The 21838-nt window shown below is 69.2% G+C and carries 23 protein-coding genes and 2 tRNA genes; 16 read left to right on the top strand and 9 right to left on the bottom strand.

From position 1 onward, the window contains the following. The first annotated feature begins 15 nt into the window (after window positions 1–15). The 10 genes from topA (at window position 16) to KYX17_RS00480 (ending at window position 9965) form a co-directional block, all read left to right on the top strand. Window positions 16–2865 (top strand): type I DNA topoisomerase, encoded by a 2850-nt coding sequence (topA, locus tag KYX17_RS00435; RefSeq protein ID WP_243224584.1) that lies wholly within the window; start codon window positions 16–18, stop codon window positions 2863–2865. Further along, window positions 2862–3488: a dTMP kinase gene (gene tmk, locus KYX17_RS00440; RefSeq protein ID WP_243224585.1), complete on the top strand. Its 627-nt coding sequence runs from the start codon at window positions 2862–2864 to the stop codon at window positions 3486–3488. The genes topA and tmk overlap by 4 nt, the downstream gene beginning before the upstream one ends. Window positions 3489–3727: 239 nt before the next feature. Beyond that, window positions 3728–4885 (top strand): DNA polymerase III subunit delta', encoded by a 1158-nt coding sequence (locus KYX17_RS00445; protein WP_243224586.1) that lies wholly within the window; start codon window positions 3728–3730, stop codon window positions 4883–4885. After that, window positions 4882–6441 carry an alpha/beta hydrolase gene (locus KYX17_RS00450; protein ID WP_243224587.1) on the top strand — a complete coding sequence of 520 codons (1560 nt, stop codon included), beginning with the start codon at window positions 4882–4884 and terminating at the stop codon, window positions 6439–6441. The genes KYX17_RS00445 and KYX17_RS00450 overlap by 4 nt, the downstream gene beginning before the upstream one ends. Window positions 6442–6501: 60 nt before the next feature. Next, a tRNA-Thr gene (locus tag KYX17_RS00455) sits at window positions 6502–6577 on the top strand. 110 nt (window positions 6578–6687) lie between these two features. Further along, a complete protein-coding gene (locus KYX17_RS00460) occupies window positions 6688–7293 on the top strand; it encodes a TetR/AcrR family transcriptional regulator (protein ID WP_243224588.1) in 606 nt (201 codons plus the stop codon). A 14-nt stretch (window positions 7294–7307) separates the two neighbouring features. Then, entirely contained in the window at window positions 7308–8165 is an 858-nt protein-coding gene (locus tag KYX17_RS00465) for a 3-hydroxyacyl-CoA dehydrogenase (RefSeq protein ID WP_243224589.1), read from the top strand. Between the two features lie 59 nt (window positions 8166–8224). Then, window positions 8225–8794, top strand: coding sequence for an isochorismatase family protein (locus KYX17_RS00470; protein WP_243224590.1), 570 nt, complete (start codon window positions 8225–8227; stop codon window positions 8792–8794). Next, window positions 8794–9321 carry a DUF1697 domain-containing protein gene (locus KYX17_RS00475; RefSeq protein ID WP_243224591.1) on the top strand — a complete coding sequence of 176 codons (528 nt, stop codon included), beginning with the start codon at window positions 8794–8796 and terminating at the stop codon, window positions 9319–9321. Before KYX17_RS00470 ends, KYX17_RS00475 begins: the two co-directional genes overlap by 1 nt. Continuing rightward, a complete protein-coding gene (locus KYX17_RS00480; RefSeq protein ID WP_243224592.1) occupies window positions 9318–9965 on the top strand; it encodes a YigZ family protein in 648 nt (215 codons plus the stop codon). The genes KYX17_RS00475 and KYX17_RS00480 overlap by 4 nt, the downstream gene beginning before the upstream one ends. 4 nt (window positions 9966–9969) lie before the next feature. Here KYX17_RS00480 and KYX17_RS00485 read toward each other — a convergent pair whose 3' ends face one another. Together KYX17_RS00485 and KYX17_RS00490 are read right to left on the bottom strand one after the other, a co-directional pair. Further along, window positions 9970–10395, bottom strand: a complete 426-nt coding sequence (locus tag KYX17_RS00485) for a pyridoxamine 5'-phosphate oxidase family protein (protein ID WP_243224593.1) — start codon at window positions 10393–10395, stop codon at window positions 9970–9972. 9 nt (window positions 10396–10404) lie between these two features. After that, on the bottom strand, window positions 10405–10620 hold the full coding sequence (locus KYX17_RS00490) for a hypothetical protein (RefSeq protein WP_243224594.1): 216 nt from the start codon (window positions 10618–10620) through the stop codon (window positions 10405–10407). A 25-nt stretch (window positions 10621–10645) separates the two neighbouring features. On the opposite strand from KYX17_RS00490, the gene KYX17_RS00495 reads away from it, so the two are divergent. After that, a complete protein-coding gene (locus KYX17_RS00495; protein WP_243224595.1) occupies window positions 10646–11167 on the top strand; it encodes a CGNR zinc finger domain-containing protein in 522 nt (173 codons plus the stop codon). Between the two features lie 3 nt (window positions 11168–11170). Here KYX17_RS00495 and KYX17_RS00500 read toward each other — a convergent pair whose 3' ends face one another. The 3 genes from KYX17_RS00500 to KYX17_RS00510 form a co-directional block, all read right to left on the bottom strand. Next, the gene (locus KYX17_RS00500) at window positions 11171–11719 is read right to left on the bottom strand and encodes a type 1 glutamine amidotransferase domain-containing protein (protein ID WP_243224596.1); all 549 of its coding nucleotides are present in this window, start codon (window positions 11717–11719) and stop codon (window positions 11171–11173) included. A gap of 109 nt (window positions 11720–11828) precedes the next feature. After that, a tRNA-Lys gene (locus tag KYX17_RS00505) sits at window positions 11829–11901 on the bottom strand. A 126-nt stretch (window positions 11902–12027) separates the two neighbouring features. Further along, window positions 12028–12684, bottom strand: coding sequence for a fasciclin domain-containing protein (locus KYX17_RS00510; RefSeq protein ID WP_243224597.1), 657 nt, complete (start codon window positions 12682–12684; stop codon window positions 12028–12030). Between the two features lie 152 nt (window positions 12685–12836). Here KYX17_RS00510 and KYX17_RS00515 point away from each other — a divergent pair, with 152 nt between their 5' ends. The 5 genes from KYX17_RS00515 (at window position 12837) to KYX17_RS00535 (ending at window position 17656) form a co-directional block, all read left to right on the top strand. Next, window positions 12837–14546 carry a cytochrome c biogenesis protein DipZ gene (locus KYX17_RS00515; RefSeq protein WP_243224598.1) on the top strand — a complete coding sequence of 570 codons (1710 nt, stop codon included), beginning with the start codon at window positions 12837–12839 and terminating at the stop codon, window positions 14544–14546. A gap of 40 nt (window positions 14547–14586) precedes the next feature. Next, window positions 14587–15186 (top strand): ECF RNA polymerase sigma factor SigK, encoded by a 600-nt coding sequence (sigK, locus tag KYX17_RS00520; protein ID WP_243224599.1) that lies wholly within the window; start codon window positions 14587–14589, stop codon window positions 15184–15186. After that, window positions 15183–15944 (top strand): anti-sigma factor domain-containing protein, encoded by a 762-nt coding sequence (locus KYX17_RS00525; RefSeq protein ID WP_243224600.1) that lies wholly within the window; start codon window positions 15183–15185, stop codon window positions 15942–15944. The genes sigK and KYX17_RS00525 overlap by 4 nt, the downstream gene beginning before the upstream one ends. Before the next feature lie 19 nt (window positions 15945–15963). Beyond that, window positions 15964–16590, top strand: a complete 627-nt coding sequence (locus KYX17_RS00530) for a DNA-directed RNA polymerase subunit beta (protein ID WP_243224601.1) — start codon at window positions 15964–15966, stop codon at window positions 16588–16590. 181 nt (window positions 16591–16771) lie between these two features. Next, window positions 16772–17656: an aminodeoxychorismate lyase gene (locus KYX17_RS00535; RefSeq protein ID WP_243224602.1), complete on the top strand. Its 885-nt coding sequence runs from the start codon at window positions 16772–16774 to the stop codon at window positions 17654–17656. Between the two features lie 19 nt (window positions 17657–17675). Here the strand turns inward: KYX17_RS00535 and pstB are convergent, their stop codons facing one another. From pstB to KYX17_RS00555, 4 genes are all read right to left on the bottom strand, one after another. Beyond that, window positions 17676–18455 (bottom strand): phosphate ABC transporter ATP-binding protein PstB, encoded by a 780-nt coding sequence (pstB, locus tag KYX17_RS00540; RefSeq protein WP_243224603.1) that lies wholly within the window; start codon window positions 18453–18455, stop codon window positions 17676–17678. 23 nt (window positions 18456–18478) lie between these two features. Beyond that, window positions 18479–19561, bottom strand: coding sequence for a phosphate ABC transporter permease PstA (gene pstA / locus KYX17_RS00545; protein ID WP_243224604.1), 1083 nt, complete (start codon window positions 19559–19561; stop codon window positions 18479–18481). Between the two features lies 1 nt (window position 19562). Continuing rightward, window positions 19563–20543, bottom strand: coding sequence for a phosphate ABC transporter permease subunit PstC (gene pstC, locus KYX17_RS00550; RefSeq protein ID WP_243224605.1), 981 nt, complete (start codon window positions 20541–20543; stop codon window positions 19563–19565). A gap of 113 nt (window positions 20544–20656) precedes the next feature. Beyond that, the gene (locus tag KYX17_RS00555) at window positions 20657–21760 is read right to left on the bottom strand and encodes a phosphate ABC transporter substrate-binding protein PstS (RefSeq protein ID WP_243224606.1); all 1104 of its coding nucleotides are present in this window, start codon (window positions 21758–21760) and stop codon (window positions 20657–20659) included. Window positions 21761–21838: the final 78 nt, after the last annotated feature.

The raw sequence follows: 21838 nt of genomic DNA on the forward strand, positions 1-21838 counted from the left end.
AGAAAGGACGCACCCTTGGCTGAAGGCAAGAAGCTCGTCATCGTCGAGTCGCCGACGAAGATGCGGTCGATCCAGGGCTATCTCGGCGATGGGTACGAGGTGCTCAGCTCCGTCGGGCACATCCGCGACCTCGCCGACAAGAAGGACATCCCGGCCGCCGACAAGAAGGCGTACGGGAAGTACTCCATCGACATCGACAACGGCTTCGACCCGTACTACGTCGTCTCGGACCGCAAGTCCAAGACCGTCGCCGAGCTCAAGCGCGCCCTGAAGTCCGCCGACGAACTGCTGCTCGCCACGGATGAGGACCGCGAGGGCGAGGCGATCGCCTGGCACCTGCTGGAGACCCTCAAGCCCAAGGTCCCCGTCAAGCGGATGGTCTTCCACGAGATCACCAAGGACGCGATCCAGGCCGCCGTCGGCAACACGCGCGAGCTCGACCTGGCGCTCGTCGACGCGCAGGAGACCCGGCGCATCCTCGACCGGCTCTACGGCTGGGACGTCTCGCCCGTGCTCTGGTACAAGGTGAAGTCGGGGCTGTCGGCCGGTCGCGTGCAGTCCGCGGCGACCCGCATGATCGTCGACCGCGAGCGCGAACGCATGGCGTTCGTCTCGGCCGACTACTGGGATGTCGAGGCCGCAGCGTCCGCAGGCAGTGCGTTCCGCGTGCGCCTGGTCCGCGTCGACGGCGGCCAGCTCGCCCGCGGCACGGACTTCGACGACACCGGAAAGCTGAAGAAGGCCGTCGTCGTCCTCAGCGAGGAGAAGGCGCAGGCGCTCGCCCGTGCCGTCGACGCCGCCGGCACCGGCACCGTCACCAAGGTCGAGGCGAAGCCCGGCACGCGCAGCCCGTACGCTCCCTTCACGACGTCGACCCTGCAGCAGGAAGCGGGGCGCAAGCTCTCGATGAGCGCGAAGCAGGCGATGAGCGTCGCCCAGCGCCTCTATGAGAAGGGGTACATCACCTATATGCGCACCGACTCCACGGCGCTGAGCACCCAGGCGGTGCAGGCGGCGCGGAGTCAGGCCGTGTCCCTCTACGGCGACAGCGCCGTGCCCCTCAAGCCGCGCGTGTACAAGTCCAAGAGCAAGAACGCACAGGAGGCGCACGAGGCGATCCGCCCCTCCGGGGAGACGTTCCGCACTCCGGCCTCCGTGTCCTCGCAGCTCGACCGCGAAGAGCTGCGCCTCTACGACCTGATCTGGAAGCGCACCGTCGCCAGCCAGATGGCCGACGCCAAGTACGAGACCACGACCGTGACGCTGTCCGTCCAGGCGGCCGGCCAGGTCGCCGAGTTCACCGCCTCCGGCACGGTCTACACCTTCAAGGGCTTCCTGGAGGCGTACGAAGAGGGGCGCGACGAGAAGCGCAACTCGCAGGACGCCGCCGAGAACCAGTCCCTCCCCGCCGTCGCCGTCGGCGACGAACTCGGGATGTCGGATGCCGAGGCGAAGGGGCACCGGACGACTCCGAAGCCCCGTTACACCGAGGCCTCGCTCGTCAAGGCGCTCGAGGAGCACGGCATCGGCCGTCCCTCGACCTTCGCCAGCATCATCGGAACGGTGATCGATCGCGGTTACGCGACCAAGCGCGGTCAGGCGCTCGTCCCCACCTGGCTCGCGTTCAGCGTGGTCCGTCTGCTCGAGGAGCACTTCGCCGACCTCATCGACTACGACTTCACGGCGGCCCTCGAGGACGACCTCGACGCGATCGCCCGGGGAGAGCAGAACCGGGTCGAGTGGCTCAAGGAGTTCTACTTCGGCTCCGAGGCCCAGGTCGGGCTGCGCCAGGTCGTCGACAACCTCGGCGAGATCGATGCGCGTGCACTGAACTCGACGCGCATCACCGACACCGCGACCCTGCGCTTCGGCAAGTACGGACCGTATCTCGAGGTCGCCGATCCCGCGCATCCGGACGAGAAGCCGCGCATCGTCAACGTCCCGGAGGATCTCGCCCCCGACGAGCTGACGGCCGAGAAGGCGCAGGAGCTCATCGACGCTCCCGTCGCGGGAGACCGCGTCCTCGGCGAGAACCCGGAGAACGGCAAGGTGGTCGTCGTCAAGGACGGCCGGTTCGGTCCGTACGTGCAGGAGAACGATCCGGTCTCCGAGGACGCCGCGGTCGACGAGGCCACCGGCGAGGTCGTCGAGCAGCCGAAGAAGAAGAGAGGCGCGAAGAAGGAGGCTGCTCCCAAGCCGCGCACCGCTTCGCTGTTCCGCTCCATGTCCGTCGACACGATCGACCTCGACACCGCGCTGAAGCTGCTGAGCCTGCCCCGCATCGTCGGGGCGGACCCCGAATCCGGGGAGGAGATCACCGCGCAGAACGGCCGGTTCGGCCCCTACCTGAAGAAGGGCACGGACTCGCGCTCGCTGGAGAGCGAGTCGCAGATCTTCGACGTCACCCTCGAGCAGGCGCTCGAGATCTACGCCCGGCCGAAGTACGGCGCGGGATCCCGTCGCGCGTCGAGCGCCCTGGCCGAGTTCGACGCGGACCCGGTCAGCGGCAAGCCGATCCGCATCCGCGACGGACGCTTCGGCGCGTACGTCACCGACGGCGAGACGAACGTCACGATCCCGCGCGGCCAGCAGGTGCAGGACATCACGTTCGAGATCGCGGTCCAGATGCTCGCCGACAAGCGCGCCAAGGGGCCGGCCCCCAAGCGCGGCGCAGCGAAGAAGACCGCCGCGAAGAAGGCCCCGGCGGCGAAGAAGACGGCGGCGGCGAAGTCCGCGACGAAGAAGGCTCCGGACAAGAAGGCGCCGGCGAAGACGGATGCCGAGAAGGCGGCCGCACGGTCGGCAGCGGCGAAGAAGGCCGCCGCGACCCGCGCGGCCAACGCCGCCGCGAAGGCCAAGGCGTGACCGGGAGCACCGGCCTCTGGATCACCCTCGAGGGCGGGGACGGCTCCGGCAAGACGACGCAGGCGAACCTCCTCGAGGCCTGGCTCGCGGATGCCGGACGTCGGGTGCTGCGCACGCGCGAACCCGGCGGCAGCGACGTCGGTCAGCTCATCCGGGACATCGTGCTGCACCATCGCGGTGACATCGCACCACGAGCGGAGGCGCTGCTGTACGCCGCGGACCGCGCGCACCATGTCGCCACGGTCGTCCGCCCCGCGCTGGGGCGCGGAGACGTCGTGATCCAGGACCGCTACCTGGATTCCTCGGTCGCGTATCAGGGGGCGGGGCGGGTGCTGGATGCCGCCGAGATCCGCGAACTGTCGCTGTGGGCGACCGAAGGAGCGCTCCCCGATCTCACGGTGCTGCTCGATCTCGATCCGACCGCTGCCCGGGCACGCCTCGACGCGGACGACAAGCCGTTCGACAGGCTGGAGGCCGAGAAGGCCGAGTTCCACACCCGCGTCCGCGAGTCGTATCTCGCGTTGGCGGATGCCGAACCCGAGCGCTTCCTCGTGCTGGATGCCGCGGCATCCCCGTCCGAGATCGCGGACGCGGTCCGCGCTCGTGTCTCGTCCCTCCTCTGACGCGTTCTTCCTCTGACGCATCCCTCCCGCGACGCGTCCCTCCCGCGACGCGTCCTCCTCGCGTTCTGCGCCACTTCTCGACGTATGCGCCAGTAAGTTCCTGTGGCGGATGCCGAAAGGTGGCGCAGAACCGGCGGGACAGGGCCGCGGCAGTGGCGCAGAACTGGCGGGCAGGGCCGCGGCAGTGGCGCGGACCCGCCGGACGGGGTCACGTCGGTGGCGCCGGTTAGGCTGGAGCCATGACCGCCGCCCCCGTCGCCCCGTTCCCGTGGGCGGAGGTGTGGGGGCAGGAGGACGCCGTCGAGACGCTGCGTGCCGCGGCATCCGACCCGGCTTCGCTCTCGCACGCCTGGCTCATCACCGGTCCGCCGGGTTCCGGACGGTCGACCCTCGCCTACGCGTTCGCCGCGGCCCTCATCGCGAACGGCGCCGACGACGAGCACACCATGCGTCAGGTCCTGGCGGGCACCCATCCGGACGTGACGGCCCTGCGCACCGACAAGGTCATCATCACGATCGCCGAAGCCAGGGCTCTCGTCGAGCGCTCGTACTTCGCGCCCTCCACCGGCCGATACCGGGTGATCGTCGTCGAGGATGCCGACCGCATGGTCGAGCGCACCTCGAACGTTCTGCTCAAGGCGCTGGAGGAGCCGCCGGAGCGCACGGTCTGGGTCCTCTGCGCGCCGAGTGAGGCCGACCTGCTGCCGACCATCCGATCCCGCGTGCGCGCCCTGCGCCTGCGTGAGCCGGACGTCGACGATGTGGCACGGCTCATCACCCAGCGCACCGGAGTGGATGCCGCCACCGCCGAGCAGGCGGCCAGGCATGCTCAGCGTCACATCGGCATGGCGCAGCGCCTCGCCACGGACGACGCGACCCGTCGTCGCCGGGAGGACACCCTGCGCTCCGTCCTGGGCGTGCGCGGAGTCCGAGACGCGGTGGAGGTCGCCGGGACGATCATCCAGGCGGCCACGGACGACGCCAAGGCGCTCACGGCCGAACGCGACGAGGCCGAGCGCGCCTCCCTCCTGCGCACCGTCGGCGTGGCAGAGGGGCAGGCCGTGCCTCCGGCGCTGCGGGCACAGATCTCCGCGCTCGAGGACGAGCAGCGCAAGCGTGCGACCCGCAGTCTGCGCGACGGCATCGACCGGGTGCTCACCGACCTGCAGTCGCTGTACCGCGACGTCGTGATGCTGCAGTACGGACGCGGGGACGATCTGATCAACCGCGAACTGGCGTCCGAGCTGGGCGCGCTCGCCGCGGATTGGCCGGTGGCACGTACGCTGGTCGTGCTGGACCACCTGACCGAGACCAGGGAATCGCTGGAGCGCAACGTCGCCGCGCTGCTGGCCTTGGAGAGCTTGCTCGTGACCGTCGCGAGCGGGAGGAAACCGTGAACACCCGAAAGACTTCTCGCCTGCGTCGTGTCGCCGCAGCGGCCGCAGCCCTCGTGTCGGCATCCCTCGTCCTGTCCGGATGCCTGTACGCCGCGATCCCCGAGGGGCAGGCCCCGCGCCCGTCCACGACGAACGCTCCGGACACCGAGGGCGTCTCCGAGGAGCTGATGCCGTTCTACAGCCAGCCCCTGACGTGGGAGCCCTGCGGCGACGGTTTCGACTGCACGTATGTCACGGCGCCGCTGGACTGGGAGAACCCGTCCTCCGGCGAGACGATCGAGCTGTCGGTCCTCCGCCACCAGGCCACCGGCACCCCGCTCGGGTCGCTGCTGACCAACCCCGGCGGACCGGGCGCGAGCGGTGTCGACTTCATCCGCGACAACCTGACCTACGCCGTGGGCGAGGATCTGATCGAGAGTTACGACGTGATCGGCTTCGATCCGCGTGGAGTGGGGGACTCCACCGCCGTGTCCTGCTTCGACGCCGCGAACATGGACAAGTACCTCTACGACATCCCGACGGCTCCGCGGGGAACCGAGGAGTGGGAGAACGAGCTGCTGGGTGCGCACCAGGCCTTCGCTGACGCGTGCGAGGCGAACAGCGGCGGCATCCTGCCCCACATCACGACGGTGAACTCGGCGCGCGACCTGGACCTCCTGCGCGCGGTGCTCGGAGACCAGCAGCTCAACTACCTCGGCTTCTCGTACGGTACGTTCCTCGGGGCCACCTACGCGGAACTGTATCCCGAGAAGGCCGGCCGACTCGTCCTGGACGGCGCGATCGACCCCTCGACGCCCGGACTCGAGGTCAGCACGACGCAGGGTGTCGGGTTCGAGTCGGCGCTGCGCGCCTACATGCAGTCGTGCCTCGACTCCGGGGAGTGTCCGTTCAACGGTTCCGTGGATGAAGCGATGGCCGATCTCGGCGCCCTCCTCGCCTCCGTCGACCGCAGTCCGCTCGACAACGGCGACGGCCGTCGGATGGGCGCCGACTCGATGATGACCGGGATCATCGCGGCGCTGTACTCGCAGGACAGCTGGACCTACCTCACGCAGGGCCTCACCGAGGCGCTGCAGGGGGACCCGTACACGATGTTCGTGCTCGCGGACTTCTACAACGGCCGTGAGGACGGCGTCTATCTCGACAACTCGACCGAGGCGTTCCGGGCGTACAACTGCATGGACTACCCGGTCGAGGACGACCCGGATGCCGAGGCCGCCGCAGAGAAGCTCCTGGCCGAGAAGGCCCCGACCGTCGCGCCGTACTGGTCGGGCCCGGACTCCTGCTCCGTCTGGCCGTACCCGCCGACCGGCACGCGTGAGAAGATCCACGCGGAGGGGGCCGGACCCATCGTCGTGGTGGGGACCACGAACGATCCCGCGACGCCGTACGCGTGGTCCGAGGCGCTCGCTGAGCAGCTCGACGAGGGCGTGCTCGTCACCCGCGTGGGCGAGGGGCACACCGGCTACAACAAGGGCAACCGCTGCGTGGACGAAGCGGTCGAGGCGTTCCTCCTCCACGACACCGTCCCCGAGGACGGCCTACGCTGCGAGTGATTTCGCAGTAGGCGCTCCGACAGGGTAAGATCGTTGATCGTGCCGCTGTTCGCAGCGCACGCCGCCTTAGCTCAGTCGGCAGAGCATTTCACTCGTAATGAAAAGGTCGTCAGTTCGATTCTGACAGGCGGCTCCAGATCGAAGAGGGACCCGGTTCATCCGGGTCCCTCTTCTTTTGCGTTCGCGCCCCGATCGGAAAAACGGAGTATGCTCATTAATGAGCAAGCTCAGTAGTGAGGAGGCGAGATGACCGGCCGGCGCGACCGCAACATGCAGGAGAAGCGGACGCGGATCCTCGAAGCGGCGGCGGCGCTCTTCGAAGAGCACGGGTTCGCTGCGGTCACCACTCAGCAGATCTCCGACCGAGCGGATGTCGCCGCGGGCACGCTGTTCCGCTATGCGTCCTCCAAGGGAGAGCTGCTGCTCATGGTCTACAACGAGCGGTACCGCGCCGTCATCGACGAGGGTGCGCTCTACGCGGCATCCGCCTCGGATCCCGAGCAGGCCGTGCTCTCCTTCGTGGGCCCGGTGATCGAGTGGGCGGCCGGGCATCCGGAGAACAGCACGGCGTACCAGCGGGAGCTGATGTTCGGCGCGCCCACCGAGCGGTTCCGCGCCGAAGGACTGTCGCTGGTCGCGGATTTCGAGGACAGGATCGCAGAGCTTCTCGCCGGCTCTGCGGGCCGCGATCCGGCCGCAGCCGCGGCTGCCGGCGCGGTCTTCGCCGTCGTGCATCTCGCGATCGCGCGGCTGGCGCACCGTCCGCGCACCGCCGAGGACGCCGCGCTGCTGCGGCGTCAGATCGGCCAGATCATCACAGGTTTCCGCGCCGAACCCCGCGCGGAACAATAAGGGAAGGAAGGGCGATGACCGACATCACGAATGTCACCGTGCTCGGAACCGGCGTCCTGGGATCGCAGATCGCGTACCAGACCGCCTTCAGCGGATTCGAGGTGACCGCATACGACATCAGCGAGGAAGCCCTCGCACAGGCCGAGGAGCGATTCCGCGGCCTCGCCGACACGTATCGCGCCGACGGCGTCGAGGGCGCAGCCGAGGGCAAGGCAGACGAGGCGCTCGGGCGCATCCGCCGCTCCGCCGACCTCGCGGACGCCGTGAAGGATGCTGACCTCGTCATCGAGGCGGTCCCCGAGGTGCTCGAGATCAAGCAGCAGACCTATGAGAAGCTCGCAGCCGTCGCGCCGGAGAAGACGATCTTCGCGTCGAATTCGTCGACGCTGCCCCTGAGCGCGCTCAAGGAGCACACCGGACGCCCCGCCCGGTTCGTCGGCCTGCACTTCGCGAACCAGGTCTGGAAGTTCAACACCGGAGAGGTCATGGCCACGACCGACACGGATCCGGCCGTCTTCGACACCCTGCTCGAATTCGCAGCCGAGATCGGCATGGTCCCGATCCCGATCCACAAGGAGAAGCCGGGCTGGCTGCTGAACTCGCTCCTCGTGCCCTTCCTGAGCGCCGCGCAGGACCTCGCCTTCGGCGGCTACGCAGAGCCCGCCGACATCGACAAGGTCTGGCGCATCGCGACGGGAGCGCCCAAGGGCCCGTTCCAGATCCTGGACATCATCGGACTCACGACCCCGTACAACATCGCGGTCCACGGGGACGAGCACCAGCAGCAGATCGCCGCGTGGCTGAAGGAGAACTACATCGACAAGGGCAAGCTCGGCATCGCGTCGGGCGAGGGCTTCTACTCGTACGAGTGATCTCCTCGACGGCCCCGGCGCCCTGTGCGGGACCGGGGCCGTCGGCGTACGCTCGGAGTATGACCAGGGCTCTTCTCATCGTGGACGTGCAGAACGACTTCACCGAGCGCGGGGCTCTCGCCGTCGACGGCGGGGATGCCGTGGCCGCGGCGGTCTCGGAGCACCTCGCCGAGCATGCGGCCGAGTACGACGTCGTCATCGCCTCGCGCGACTGGCACGACGCCGAAGGCGACAACGGCGGCCATTTCGCGGACGAGCCGGACTTCGTCGACACCTGGCCGGTGCACTGCGTGGCCGGCACGGAGGGAGCGGAGTACGACCCGCTGTTCGCGACGGATGCCGTGACCCATCATGTCCGCAAGGGGCAGGGCAGGCCCGCGTACTCGATGTTCGAGGGCGTCACGGAGGACGGCGAGACCGTCGCCGACGTCCTGAGCGCCCACGGCGTGCTCACGGCCGACGTCGTCGGCATCGCGACCGACCACTGCGTGAGGGCCTCGGCGCTGGATGCGATCGCGCACGGCGTGCACATCCGGATCCTCACCGGGCTCGTGGCGGGCGTCGGGGAGGACTCCAGCGCGGCCGCTCTCGCCGAGCTGGCTCACGCCGGCGCCGAACTGGTCCCGTGATGCGCAGCGTCCTCCTGCTGCGCGCCGTGAACGTGTCCGGGCGCAACCGCGTGCCGATGGCCGAGCTGCGCGAGGCACTGGCTGCCAAGACCGACCTGCAGGACGTGAGCACGTACATCGCCAGCGGCAACATCATCTGCGATGCGCCGGCGGATGCCGCAGCGGCCTGCGAGCGGGTCCGGAAGGTGATCGCGGACGCGTTCGATGTCGACACGCCGGTCATCGCCCGAACCCACGAGGAACTGACGACCGCGCTGGATGCACTGCCGTTCGGCGACGGGGACGAGAAGTACGTGCACGCGATGTTCCTGGCCGCCGAGCCCGCCGACGGTGCGGTCGAGGCGCTCGAGGGAAGACTCGTGCCGGGGGAGCGGATCGCCCTGATCGGACGAGACCTGTGGATCGACTACGCCTCGGGGGTGCAGAACACCAGACTCACGAAGTCCGTGTTCGACCGGGCGCTCGGGGTCGCCGGCACCGGACGAAACCTCCGCACGGTGCGCAGACTCGCCGACCTGACCGCATGACGTCGTATCCGTCGACGATCGGCGCCCCCGTCGAGCACGAGCTGGTGATCAAGAAGTCCCGCTTCCTCGCGCACGTCGCGCCGGTCGGGTCGACGGAAGAGGCGGATGCCGTCATCGCGGGCATCCGGAAGAAGCACTGGGACGCCCGGCACAACTGCTCGGCGCAGGTCTCCGGGCTGCGCGGCGACCGAGCCCGGTCATCCGACGACGGGGAGCCCTCCGGGACAGCGGGAGTGCCGATGCTCGAAGTGCTGCGCCGACGGGAGCTGACGGATGTCGTCGCGGTCGTGACGCGCTACTTCGGCGGCGTGAAGCTCGGAGCCGGCGGGCTCGTGCGCGCGTACTCGTCCGCGGTGTCCGAAGCGCTGGATCTGGCCACGATCCTGGAGCGGACGCTGCTCGTTCAGGCCCGGATCCCCGTTCCGCACGCAGACGCCGGCCGCATCGACAATCTGCTGCGCGAGTGGGTCGCACGCGGCGCGGCAGCGCTCGGCGAGACGCGCTACGGGGCGCAGGCGGAGTTCGAGGTGTGGATGCCCGAGCCGGCGATGACCGCTCTCGAGGAGGAGCTGTCGGCGTGGTCCTCGGGCGCGCTGCGCGTCACGAGCACGGGTCTGTCCCGTGTGGCCGATGTGGCGCGGTGAGACGTCACCACCGTGCTTCGCGGACGTCCGCCGGCCGCCGGGAGGCGTCGTAGACGCGCACCCAGTCGAGGCGCACCGCGATCACGAAAAATCCGTCGTCGAGCGCGCGGGACCCGGGGAATCGACGCTGATACGCACGACCGTGCTGTTCGCGGTCGTCTCCTTCCGAGATCCGCGCCTCGCCCTCGAGCTGCACGCTGACCTCTTGCTCATCCGTCACCACGATCGCGACGCGCGGGCGCACGCGGACGTTGCCGACCTTTCGCGCGGACGCCGAGGTGTTGAAGATCAGGGTGCCGTCGTCGAGCGCCGCAAGCCCGACGAACGCCGCCTCGGGCGACCCGTCCGATGCGACCGTGGCGACGACGCCGCCTCCCACGCCGTCGACGAAGCGGGCGACCGAGGAGCGCGAGCACGGGTCGGGGATCATCGCTCCACGCTAGGGCATCGCCGTGCTCTGCGGCACGATGCCGCTCAGAGCCTGCGGCGGGACCGTTCCCGCGGATTCGAGGTCGACCCGTCGCGCACCGCATCCGGTGCAGCGGACGTACACGATCCGTCCCTCGCTCGTCGCGTGGCGTGATTCCGTGATCCAGCCGTGTTCGTGCGCGGGGCGGATCGGGGTGGGGACGGGCCGAGTGTGCAGCGAAGCCATGCGTTCATCGTGCTGTAATGGTCTTATGCATCTCAACCCTTACGGCGAATACGCGGTGCTCCTCGCGGCATCCCTGGCGAACGACTGGCCGGCGGATCGCGCCGCGATCGAGGAGCGCACGCTCGACGGCGGCATGACGATGGTCTTCCCGCCGGCGCCCGACGATCACGCCGCCGTCCGTGCGGTCATCGACGAGTGGCTGGAGATCGTGGACGAGGGGGACCCCGATCGGCGCGCGGCGCTGCTCAACACGCGGTTGGCCGAGGCGGCCGCCTATCCGCGACTCACCAACCACGACGGGGAGGGATGGCACCTGCACTATCGCGATGACGTGCCGTCGCTGCCGTTCGTGCTGCGCGCCATCATCAACCTGGGCACCGCGCTGCACCTGGTCACCCGCGGCATGCATCGCCTCGGGCGCTGCGAGGCGGCCCCGTGCACGAACGTCGTTGTCGATGTCACGCGCAACGGACGCCAGCGGTTCTGCTCCGTGCGCTGCGCGAACCGGGCCGCCGTGCGCCGGCACAGGGCGCGCACCGAGGGATAGGGATCACGCGTGCTGGCGCCGGTGGACGCCCTCGCCGATCTCCTCGATCACCTTGGCGTTGAAAGCCGGCAGGTCGTCCGGGGTCCGGCTGGAGACGAGGCCCTGGTCGACCACGACCTCCCGGTCGACCCAGGCGGCTCCGGCGTTGCGCAGGTCGGTGGCCAGGCTGGGGTAGCTCGTCAGGGTCCGTCCGTCCACGACTCCGGCCTCGATCAGGATCCAGGCGCCATGGCAGATGACGCCCACCGGCTTCTGCTGTTCGAAGAACGCACGGGCGAACGCGATCGAGTCCTGATCCAGACGGAGGTGATCTGCGTTCACGACGCCGCCGGGCAGGACCAGTGCGTCGAAGTCGTCGGCTGCGGCATCCGCCGCGGCCAGGTCCACGGCCTGCACATGCCCGTTCTTCCCGGTGATGTCGTCCTGCTCAGGAGACACCATCGTCGCCGCGGCCCCGGCACCGGTCACCGCCTGCCAGGGACTCGTCAGTTCGCTGTCCTCGAAACCGTTCGTCGCGAGGAACGCCACCGAGGCGTCGGTGAGATGGGTCATGGCTGCATCCTTTCGGGGAGGAGGGAGGTCCGGTGCGGACGACTCCACGATCTCTCCGATCGGCGCGCGCGTGCAGGGGGTCGCGCTGGATGGTCGAGAGTGATAACGGTGGGCCCCGTGGGGCTCGAACCCACGACCCGCGGATTAAAAGTCCGATGCTCTGCCAACTGAGCTAGAGGCCCGTCCTTCCAGTCTAGGGCGCGCGGAAAGGGCCGTCGGCGACACAGCCCGCCGACGGCCCGATCATCTCAGCTCATCCCCATGAGCCTGAGGCTGCGCCGTTCCTCCCCGAGACGGCGCTTCCCGGCTCACGCGGCCGGGGGCATGAGGACCGCGTCGATCAGGTACACGGTCGCGTTCGCGGTCTGCACTCCGCCGCAGACGATGTTGGCGTCGTTGACCATCCACATGTCTCCGCTTCCCGTGACCTCGAGGTCGCCGCCCTGCACGGTGGTGTGCGTCCCGGCGATGTCGGCGGGTTCGATCTGACCGGGGACCACGTGGTAGGTCAGGATCGACGAGAGGGTCTCGGAATCGCTCTTGAGGCCCTCGATGGTCGCGGGGTCGATGGCGGCGAAGGCATCGTCCACCGGCGCGAAGACGGTGAACTCGTCACCGTTCAGCGTGTCCACCAGGTTCACGTCCGGGTTGAGCTCGCCGCTCACCGCCGACACGAGGGTCGTCAGCAGCGGGTTGTTGGATGCCGCGACCGCCACCGGGTCCTGGGACATGCCCTGGATGGAGCCGTCGCCGTCCGGAACGGCCTCGGCGTAGGCCTCGCACCCGGGACCGACGAGGTTCGCGGCCGGATCCATCGTCTCGGGCGCCTCCTCCGATGTCTCCGGAGCGCTGGGCTCGGTGGGCTCCTCGGCCGTGTCCGTCCCCATCGAACAGCCCGCCAGCACGAGAACGCCGGCGAACCCGAGCGCCAGTGCCGCGGTCATCTTCTTCTTGGTGCTGAACATCTCTACCTCCGTAGATCCGAGCCACGGCCTTCCCGCGGCGTCATCCTCTCTTCGGAGCCTCCGCGCGATCGGATGGGAACCCAACCCGCTCGTAGTCGCGGCAATCCGATCCGGGCGTCCGAGCCGAAGCACTCATGACGGAAGGCGGGGACATGGATCTCATCATCATCGGGTTGCTCGGCGGCCTCATCACGGGGATATCGCCGTGCATCCTGCCGGTGCTTCCGGTCATCTTCCTCACCGGCGGGGCGCAGTCCGCGCGATACGAGAGCGCCGACGGCATCATCCCCGCGCGGCGCAGCCGTCCGTACCTGGTCATCGCGGGACTCGTACTGAGCTTCACCCTCGTGACGCTCACGGGATCGCTCGTGCTCGGTGCGCTCGGCCTGCCGCAGGACGTCATCCGGTGGGCCGGGATCGTCGTCCTGCTCGTCATCGGCGTCGGCCTGCTCGTCCCGCGGTTCGAGCAGCTGCTGGAGAAGCCGTTCCTGTGGCTGCCGCGGAAACAGGTCCAGAACCGCGGCAGCGGATTCGGCGTCGGACTGGCGCTCGGCGCGGTCTTCGTGCCTTGCGCCGGACCGGTGCTCGCGGCCATCATCGTCGCCGGAGCCACAGGGCAGATCGGCATCGGCACCGTGCTGCTGACCGTCTCGTTCGCCGTGGGCGTCGCCGTTCCGCTGCTCGTCTTCGCGCTTGCCGGTCGAGGGCTCGTCGAGCGGATCCGGGCCTTCCGCATGCGCGAACGCGGTTTGCGGATCGCAGCCGGCGTCGCGATGATCGCCCTCGCTGTCGGCCTCGTGTTCGAGGTGCCCCAACTGCTGCAGCGACTGGTGCCCGATTACACCGCGGAGCTGCAGCAGGGGCTCGCCGAGGAGCAGGAGGACGCGCTCGGTCTCGGCGGTCTCGTCACGGACGAGAACCGGGAACTCGACAACTGCACGAACGGCGCGCAGGAGCTGGAGTCGTGCGGTGCGGCGCCGTCCATCCGCGGCATCCAGGAGTGGATGAACACGCCCGGCGGCGCTGCCGTCGATCTCGAGGACCTGCGCGGCCAGGTCGTCCTGATCGACTTCTGGGCGTATTCCTGCATCAATTGCCAGCGCTCCATCCCGCATGTGGTCGCGTGGGATCAGACGTACGCGGACGCCGGCCTGCAGGTGATCGGCATCCATTCTCCCGAATACGCCTTCGAGAAGGACCCGGCCAACGTCGCCGCCGGCATCGCCGGCTTCGGAATCGACTACCCCGTCGCGCTCGACAACGATCTCTCGACGTGGACGAACTATCGCAACCGGTACTGGCCCGCGCACTATCTGATCGACGCCGAGGGCGTCGTGCGTCATATCTCGTTCGGCGAGGGCCACTACGCGGCGACGGAGAAGCTCATCCGGGAGCTGCTCGACGCGGCCGATCCCGGAGTCGTGCTGCCCCCGCCGACGGACGTCGACGACACGACCCCCGAGCTCGGTTCCACCACGCGCGAGACGTTCCTGGGGTCCTCCAAGGACGTCAACTACGGCGGCGAGGGACGGTACGGAGCGGGGACCACGACGTTCGACCTTCCCGAGGAGCAGCCGAAGGACAGTTTCGCACTGGGCGGCACCTGGGACATCGCCACCCAGTACGCCACGCCGAGCAGGCGGGGCGGGACGATCAGACTCGACTACCGCGCATCGGAGGTCCGAATGGTGCTCGCGGGGGCTGGGGACGTCGTGGTGCGGGATGGTCAGGGGAACCGGCGGGTCGTCACCGTCGAGGGCACTCCTCGCTCCTACGAGGTGTTGAAGGGTGACGACGGACACGGCATCCTCACGGTCGACGTGCCGGAAGGAGTCGAGGTGTACTCCTTCACCTTCGGGTGAGGCGGTGCGCCGGATGCGGGAGACAGGAGGTGGATGCGGCATGCTTGTGGAGATGGTCATCGATGGCGTGGACGTGCCGGAGGACGGCTCGGCGGGGGACCTCGCCGCCGATCTCCTCGTTCGCGTCGCCGGAGGAGACCAGCGCGCGTTCGCCGAGCTCTACGACCTGCTCTCGTCCCGCGTGTTCGGACTCATCCTCCGCGTCCTCGTGAATCGTGCTCAGAGCGAGGAGGTGCTCCAGGAAGTCTTTCTGGAAGTGTGGCAATCCGCTTCCCGCTTCGCTCCGAACAAGGGGCAGGGGAGAACCTGGATCCTCACCATCGCTCATCGTCGCGCGGTCGACCGCGTCCGTGCGTCGCAGTCCAGTGCCGACCGCGACGTCAAGGCGGGAATCCGTGATCTCGGCGTCGCGCACGACAGCGTGGCCGAGCAGGTCGAGTTGAGCCTGGAGGGGGAGCGGGTCGTCGCTGCGCTGGACGCGCTCTCGGAACCGCAGCGCGAGGCGCTCGTCCTGTCCTACTACGGCGGATACAGTCAGAGCGAGATCGCGGTGCTCACCGGAGCTCCGCTGGGGACGATCAAGACACGGATGAGGGACGGACTCACGCGCCTGAGGAGCGAGATGGGGGTGATCGCATGAACGAGAAGGACTTCGCAGAGCTGTCCGCCGGGCATGCGCTGCACGCCCTGTCTCCCGAAGAGGAGCGCCGCTACGCCGACGCCCTGCGAGAGCACCCGGAATGGCAGAGCATCGCAGCGGCGGATGCGGAGACCGTCGCCGTGCTCGCCGAGACGCCGCCGTCGCGCACGCCTCCACCCGCTATCCGGGACGATCTGCTCCGCCGGATCGCGAGCACCCCGCAGGATGCCGAGACACCCGGCGCGGGCATCGACGGTCCCGTTCCGCAGGGCGACGCGGTCGTGCCGCGGTCGTCGCCGCGGCGGCGGAGCCGGCTGCTGTTCGCGCTCGCCGCATGTCTCGTCCTGGTCGTGGGCATCGGCGCCGGGGCCGCTGTCCTCATCGGTCAGCTCCAACGACCGGCGGCTGTCGTGGCGCTGGAGCGCATCGAGAACGCCCCCGATGCGCAGGAGGCCTCGGTCGAGCTCGAGACGGGCGGCACCGCGACGGCGCACTGGTCGGAGTCCGTCGGAAGCGCCGTCCTCGTGACGGACGGCCTGGAGCCGCTGGCGGAGGACCGGACCTACGAGCTCTGGTACGTGCGCGGTGACGCGCCGGTCTCAGCCGGCGTGTTCGACGTCGAGGATTCCGCCGGCACCGCCGTGCTCGAAGGAGAGATGCAGCCCGGGGACGCGATCGCGGTCACGGTGGAGCAGGCCGGCGGGTCGCCGACGGGTGCTCCCACGACCGATCCGATCATCGTGATCCCCACCGCGTGACCGCGACTAGCCTGGAGAGATGTCCGAGTTCCATCGACCGGTTCGCCGACCCTCGGCTTCTTTCGACAACCTCGCCGGTTCTGCGAGCGCGGCCGAGAGGTCGCGGGTCGCGCACGCGACGGCGGCAGCGCTGGTCTCGCGTGCCCGGGCGGATGAGAGCGGGACGAGCACAGAGCGGCTGATCGCGTTCACGGACGAGCACGGGATCGACGAGATCGCCGAACTCTGGTCGGGCGCGCCCGCCGTTTCTCTGCCGGGAGCCCTCTGGCGCCTGTATCTGCTGCAACTGGCGATCCACCGCGACGCGCAGACCGCCGCGCTCCTCTACGAGCGCGGTCGCGTCGAGCTGCCGACCGTGGATGCCGCGGTGGCCGGTGCCCCGGCTCCGGCGAGCCCCGAGGAACTCGTGGTCCTGATCGATGCCATCCTCCGCGGCGCCTTCCGCGGCGACTTCGCGGTCGCCCTCGAGCGCGCGGCGGCGTTCTGCCGGGTGCAGGCCTCCGGAGCGACGCACGTCGCTGATGACTACGAGGCCACCGAGCCGGCCCGCGCGAGCGAGCTGACCACGAGGGCCCTGCGGCTGAGCACCTACGCCCGTGACCTCGCCTCGTGCGCGAACGCCTGGCGTGCCGGCATCCTGACCTGACGGCGGCGGATCGGGGCGAAAGCGGAGGGCAGAGAAGAGCCGGGCCGCAAGAACGCCTCTCGGCGGAAGGCCGCTCGCAGCGGCAGAAGTTGGAGCCCGGGGTTATGCGGCCCGGCCACTCCAGTGTAACGCGTGGGCGCGGCAGGTATTCCCGGCACGGGAACGGCCGTAGAGTCGAGCCATGACCCGGCGCTTCGCTCTGATCATCGACCCCGTGCCCGCCTCCGAGGAGCGCGCCGACTACTCGGACACGTTCACCGAGGTGGATGCCGCGGCTCCCGCCCTGAGTGTGGGGGAGTTGAGCACGCAACGCGGAGACGGCGTGTTCGAGTCGATCGGCGTGATCGACGCGCATCCTCAGGAGCTGGTGCCGCATCTGCACCGGCTCGCGCACTCGGCGCAGCTGTGCGATCTTCCGGTGCCGAACGTGGAGCAGTGGCGGCAGGCCGTGCGGGTCGCCGCGGCGCAGTGCCCGCCGGGGGAGTCCGTGATCAAGCTGATCCTCAGCCGGGGAGTGGAGCACGGGCCGACGCCGACCGCGTGGGTGACGGCGGCCCCGGCATCCGACTTCTCCTGGGTGCGCACCGAGGGCATCCGCGTCGTCACGCTCGACCGGGGCTACGATCTGGGCGCGGCCGAGCGGGCGCCGTGGCTGCTGCTGGGGGCCAAGACGCTGTCGTACGCCGTGAACATGGCCGCGCTCCGCGAGGCCGCACGCCGTGGCGCCGACGACGCCGTCTTCGTCTCGAGCGACGGGTTCGTGCTGGAGGCGCCGACCGCTTCGCTCATCCTCCGGTTCGGCGACCGGTTCGTCACTCCCGCGCCGAATGGCGGCATCCTGCACGGGACGACCCAGCTGAGCGTGTACGACCACCTCGCGAGCCGGGGTTTCACGACCGAGTACGCGCAGGTGCCGGCATCCGACCTGACGGAAGCCGATGCGGCATGGCTCGTGTCGAGCGTGCGCCTGGCGGCGCCCATCACGGCGATCGACGGTCATGCGGTCGCGACCGATCGTGCGTTCACGGACGCCCTGAACGCCTACCTGCTGTCCCCGCGCGACTGACGAGCCGGCAGGGTGCGGATCACCCGAAGCGGCCGGAGACGTAGTCCTCGGTCGCCTGCACGCTGGGCGTGGTGAAGATGGTGGTGGTGTCGTCGTACTCGATGAGTTTGCCGGGCTTGCCGGTGCCGGCGATGTTGAAGAACGCCGTCTTGTCCGAGACGCGGCTGGCCTGCTGCATGTTGTGGGTCACGATGACGATCGTGAACTCGTTCTTCAGCTCGCCGATCAGCTCCTCGATCGCGTACGTCGAGATCGGGTCGAGCGCGGAGCAGGGCTCGTCCATCAGCAGCACCTCGGGGGAGACCGCGATGGCGCGCGCGATGCACAGACGCTGCTGCTGACCGCCGGACAGGCCGGAACCGGGACGGTCGAGACGGTCCTTGACCTCGTTCCACAGGTTCGCGCCGGTCAGGGACTTCTCCACGAGGTCGTCCGCGTCGCTCTTCGAGATGCGCTTGTTGTTCAGCTTGACGCCGGCGAGCACGTTCTCCTTGATGGACATCGTGGGGAACGGGTTCGGACGCTGGAACACCATGCCGACCTGGCGGCGCACGAGCACGGGGTCGACACCGGGGCCGTAGAGGTCCTTGCCGTCGAGCAGCACCTCGCCCTGCACACGCGCGCCGGGGATGACCTCGTGCATGCGGTTGAGCGTGCGCAGGAACGTGGACTTGCCGCAGCCGGAGGGGCCGATGAACGCGGTGACGCTGCGCGGCTGGATGTCGAGGGAGACGCCCTCGACGGCGAGGAAGTCGCTGTAGTAGACGTTGAGGTCGTTGACTTCGATGCTCTTGGACACTTCGGGTTCCTTCGGGTTGCGGCTCAGCGGCCGGAGGTCTTCGGGGCGAACATCTTCGCGATCAGGCGCGCGAGCAGGTTCAGGACCATGACGATCAGGATCAGGGTGAGCGCGGACGCCCAGGCGCGGTCCAGCGCTGCTTCGGGGTTCGTGCCCTGGTTCATGTACTGGTTGTAGGCGAACACCGGCAGGGTCATCATCTGACCGCTGAACAGGTTCGTGTTCATGCTCAGCGTGAATCCGGCGGTCAGCAGCAGCGGCGCGGTCTCGCCGATCACGCGGGAGATGGCGAGCATGATCGACGTCGTGATGCCGGCGATCGACGTGGGCAGCACGACCTTGAGGATCGTCAGCCACTTCGGCACGCCGAGCGCGTAGGACGCCTCGCGCAACTCGTTCGGCACGATCCGCAGCAGCTCCTCGCTGCCTCGGACGACGACCGGGGTCATGAGCACGGCCAGGGCGAGCGAGCCCATGAAGCCCATCGAGACGCCGGGGCCCAGGATCAGCGCGAATACGGCGTAGATGAACAGACCGGCGACGATCGAGGGGATGCCGGTCATGACGTCGACGAAGAAGGTGATGCCCTTCGCGATCTTGCCCCGGCCGTACTCGACCAGGTAGATCGAGGTCATGAGTCCGATCGGCACGGAGATGATCGCCGCCATGAGCGTGATGAGCACGGTGCCCCAGATCGCGTGGACGATGCCTCCGCCCTCGCCGACGACGTTGCGCATGGAGTACGAGAAGAACTCGGCGTCGAAGCGCTGGATGCCGTTGGCGACGACCGTCCAGAGCAGCGATACCAGGGGGAGCAGCGCGATGAGGAACGCGGTGGCGACGAGAGCCGTCATGAGGCGGTCGACGGCCTTGCGCCGACTCTCGGCGATGGCCGAGATGACGGTGATCAGCACCATGTAGAGCAGGATGCCGACGATCACGGCTCCGGCGATGTTGAAATCCGCCAGGTCGGCGCCGATCGAGGCGACGCCGAAGATCGCGAACGAGATCACGAAGCACCCGGCGAGCAGGGCCCAGGGCGCCCACTTGGGGAGCTTCCCGGAGGTCAGAGCCGCGCTGGGGGCGGGGGCGGTGAGGACGGTCATGTCAGTTCGCTCCCGAGAACTCGGCGCGGCGCGCGACGATCCAGCGCGCCAGGGCGTTGACCGCGAAGGTCACGATGAACAGGATCAGACCCGTGGCGATGAGGGTGTTGACACCGGTGTCGTGCGCCTCGGGGAAGGCCAGGGCGATGTTGGCGGGGATGGGCGTCGGGTTCGTGGCGGTGAGCAGCAGGAAGCTCACGACGGCCGACGGGGACAGCACCATCGTCACGGCCATGGTCTCGCCCAGGGCTCGGCCGAGGGCGAGCATCGCCGCCGAGACCATGCCGCCGCGAGCGAACGGCAGGACGGCCATCCGCACCATCTCCCAGCGCGTCGAACCGAGCGCGAGGGCGGCCTCCTCGTGCAGCTTCGGGGTCTGCAGGAAGACCTCGCGGCAGATGGCGGTCATGATCGGGATGATCATCACGGCGAGCACGAGCGCCGCGGTGAGGATCGTGCGGCCCGTCGAGGAGACCTGACCGCCGAAGAACGGGATCCAGCCCGCGTTCGCGTTGAGCCAGGCGTACAGCGGCTGCAGCAGCGGCGCGAGCACGAGGCCGCCCCAGAGGCCGAACACGACCGAGGGGACCGCGGCGAGCAGGTCGATGATGTAGCCCAGCACGGCCGCGAGGCCTCGCGGGGCGTAGTGCGAGATGAACAGCGCGATGCCGATCGCGATGGGGGCGGCGACGAGGAGCGCGATGAACGACGCCCACAGCGTGCCGAAGATGAGTGGCCAGACGTACACCCAGAACGACTCGCCGCGCAGGATGTGGTTGCCCGAGGTGTCCGCCTCGAAGGCCGGCAGGCTCTGGATGATGAGGAACGTCGCGACCGCGGCGAGGACGACGAGGATGATGATCCCCGCGCCGAGGGCGGTGCCGGAGAAGACCCGGTCGCCGAGACGCTGCTTGGCCTTGATCGGGGCGGGTGGTTCCGTCTCCGTCGCGGTGATGACGGGGGCCTGCTCGGTCGTGCTCATGGTCTCCCTGTTTCGGGCGGGTGGGTGAAGAGCGGGTGCTGGACCCGCCGATGCCCTCGCGTCCGATCGGGACGCGAGGGCATCGGCGTCAGCGTTCAGCCATCAGGCTGCTGTCAGCCGACCTGGATGAGGTCGATCGCGGCGTTGACCTTCTCGCGAAGGCCGTCCGAGATGGGGGCGTTGCCGGCGTTCTCGGCGGCGGCGTCCTGGCCCTCGGCGCTGGCGACGTAGGTGAAGTACTCCTTGACGAGCTCGGCGACGTTCGCGTCCTCGTACTGCTCGCAGCCGATCAGGTAGCTGACCAGGGCGATCGGGTACGCGCCGTCGGCGGCAGCGGCCGGGTCGACGTCGAACGCGAGGTCGCCCTCGCCGCGGCCCTCTTCGAGAGCGGCGCCCTCGACGAGCTGCGAGGCGGCCTCGGCCGAGTAGGCGACGAACTCGCCGCCCACGCCGACGTGCACCTGTCCGAGGTCGCCGACCTGCGAGGCGTCGGCGAAGCCGATCGCGCCGTTGCCGGACGTGATCGCCTGAACGACGCCCGAGGTGCCCTGGGCGGCCTCGCCGCCCTGGATCGGCCACTCGTCCGAGACCTCGTAGGTCCAGATCTCGGGCGCGGTCGCGGCGAGGTAGTTGGTGAACGTCTCCTGCGTGCCCGACGGGTCGGAGCGGTGCACGGGGGAGATGGCGAGGTCGGGGAGCGTGACGTCCGGGTTCAGCGTCGCGATCGCTGAGTCGTTCCAGTTGGTGATCGTGCCGGCGAAGATGCTCGCGATGGTCGCGGCATCCAGGTTCAGGGTGTCGATGCCCTCGAGGTTGAAGGCGACGGCGACCGGCGAGATGTAGACCGGGATCTCGATGATGTCGTCGGTGGCGCAGCTGCCGAAGCCGCCCGCGGCGATCTCCTCGGCGTTGAACGCGCGGTCCGAGCCGATGAAGTTGCTGGCGCCGGCGAGGAAGTTCTCGCGGCCGGTGCCGGAGCCGGTGGGCTCGTAGTTGACCGTGACGTCGGGGTTCGCGGTCTGGAAGGCGGCCACCCAGGCCTCCTGCGCGGCGGTCTGCGAGGACGCGCCGGTCGCGTCCAGCGTGCCGGAGAGCGTCGACTCGGACGGCTCGTCGGACGAGCCGCCGGCCGGAGCCTCGTTCGCGGCGCAGCCTGCGAGAGCGAGAGCGGCGACGGCGCCGATGGCGCCGATACGTGCGATTCGGGAGATCTTCACTGTGGATCCTTCGATCGTGGATGGGTGAGGCCCGGTGCAGGGCACACAGTGACGCTAAGCGGGACGGTTAACGAGACT

The sequence above is a fragment of the Microbacterium sp. CIAB417 genome (assembly GCF_022788845.1).

Coding starts and splice junctions, on each gene's coding strand:
- KYX17_RS00460 (WP_243224588.1), top strand. CDS start 6,688: ATGACCGGCCGGCGCGACCGCAACATGCAGGAGAAGCGGACGCGGATC.
- KYX17_RS00490 (WP_243224594.1), bottom strand. CDS start 10,620: ATGGCTTCGCTGCACACTCGGCCCGTCCCCACCCCGATCCGCCCCGCG.
- KYX17_RS00480 (WP_243224592.1), top strand. CDS start 9,318: ATGACGTCGTATCCGTCGACGATCGGCGCCCCCGTCGAGCACGAGCTG.
- KYX17_RS00475 (WP_243224591.1), top strand. CDS start 8,794: ATGCGCAGCGTCCTCCTGCTGCGCGCCGTGAACGTGTCCGGGCGCAAC.
- KYX17_RS00485 (WP_243224593.1), bottom strand. CDS start 10,395: ATGATCCCCGACCCGTGCTCGCGCTCCTCGGTCGCCCGCTTCGTCGAC.
- sigK (WP_243224599.1), top strand. CDS start 14,587: ATGCTTGTGGAGATGGTCATCGATGGCGTGGACGTGCCGGAGGACGGC.
- KYX17_RS00470 (WP_243224590.1), top strand. CDS start 8,225: ATGACCAGGGCTCTTCTCATCGTGGACGTGCAGAACGACTTCACCGAG.
- KYX17_RS00535 (WP_243224602.1), top strand. CDS start 16,772: ATGACCCGGCGCTTCGCTCTGATCATCGACCCCGTGCCCGCCTCCGAG.
- KYX17_RS00510 (WP_243224597.1), bottom strand. CDS start 12,684: ATGTTCAGCACCAAGAAGAAGATGACCGCGGCACTGGCGCTCGGGTTC.
- KYX17_RS00530 (WP_243224601.1), top strand. CDS start 15,964: ATGTCCGAGTTCCATCGACCGGTTCGCCGACCCTCGGCTTCTTTCGAC.
- KYX17_RS00500 (WP_243224596.1), bottom strand. CDS start 11,719: ATGACCCATCTCACCGACGCCTCGGTGGCGTTCCTCGCGACGAACGGT.
- pstA (WP_243224604.1), bottom strand. CDS start 19,561: ATGACCGTCCTCACCGCCCCCGCCCCCAGCGCGGCTCTGACCTCCGGG.
- KYX17_RS00465 (WP_243224589.1), top strand. CDS start 7,308: ATGACCGACATCACGAATGTCACCGTGCTCGGAACCGGCGTCCTGGGA.
- KYX17_RS00525 (WP_243224600.1), top strand. CDS start 15,183: ATGAACGAGAAGGACTTCGCAGAGCTGTCCGCCGGGCATGCGCTGCAC.
- KYX17_RS00445 (WP_243224586.1), top strand. CDS start 3,728: ATGACCGCCGCCCCCGTCGCCCCGTTCCCGTGGGCGGAGGTGTGGGGG.
- KYX17_RS00495 (WP_243224595.1), top strand. CDS start 10,646: ATGCATCTCAACCCTTACGGCGAATACGCGGTGCTCCTCGCGGCATCC.
- pstC (WP_243224605.1), bottom strand. CDS start 20,543: ATGAGCACGACCGAGCAGGCCCCCGTCATCACCGCGACGGAGACGGAA.
- KYX17_RS00515 (WP_243224598.1), top strand. CDS start 12,837: ATGGATCTCATCATCATCGGGTTGCTCGGCGGCCTCATCACGGGGATA.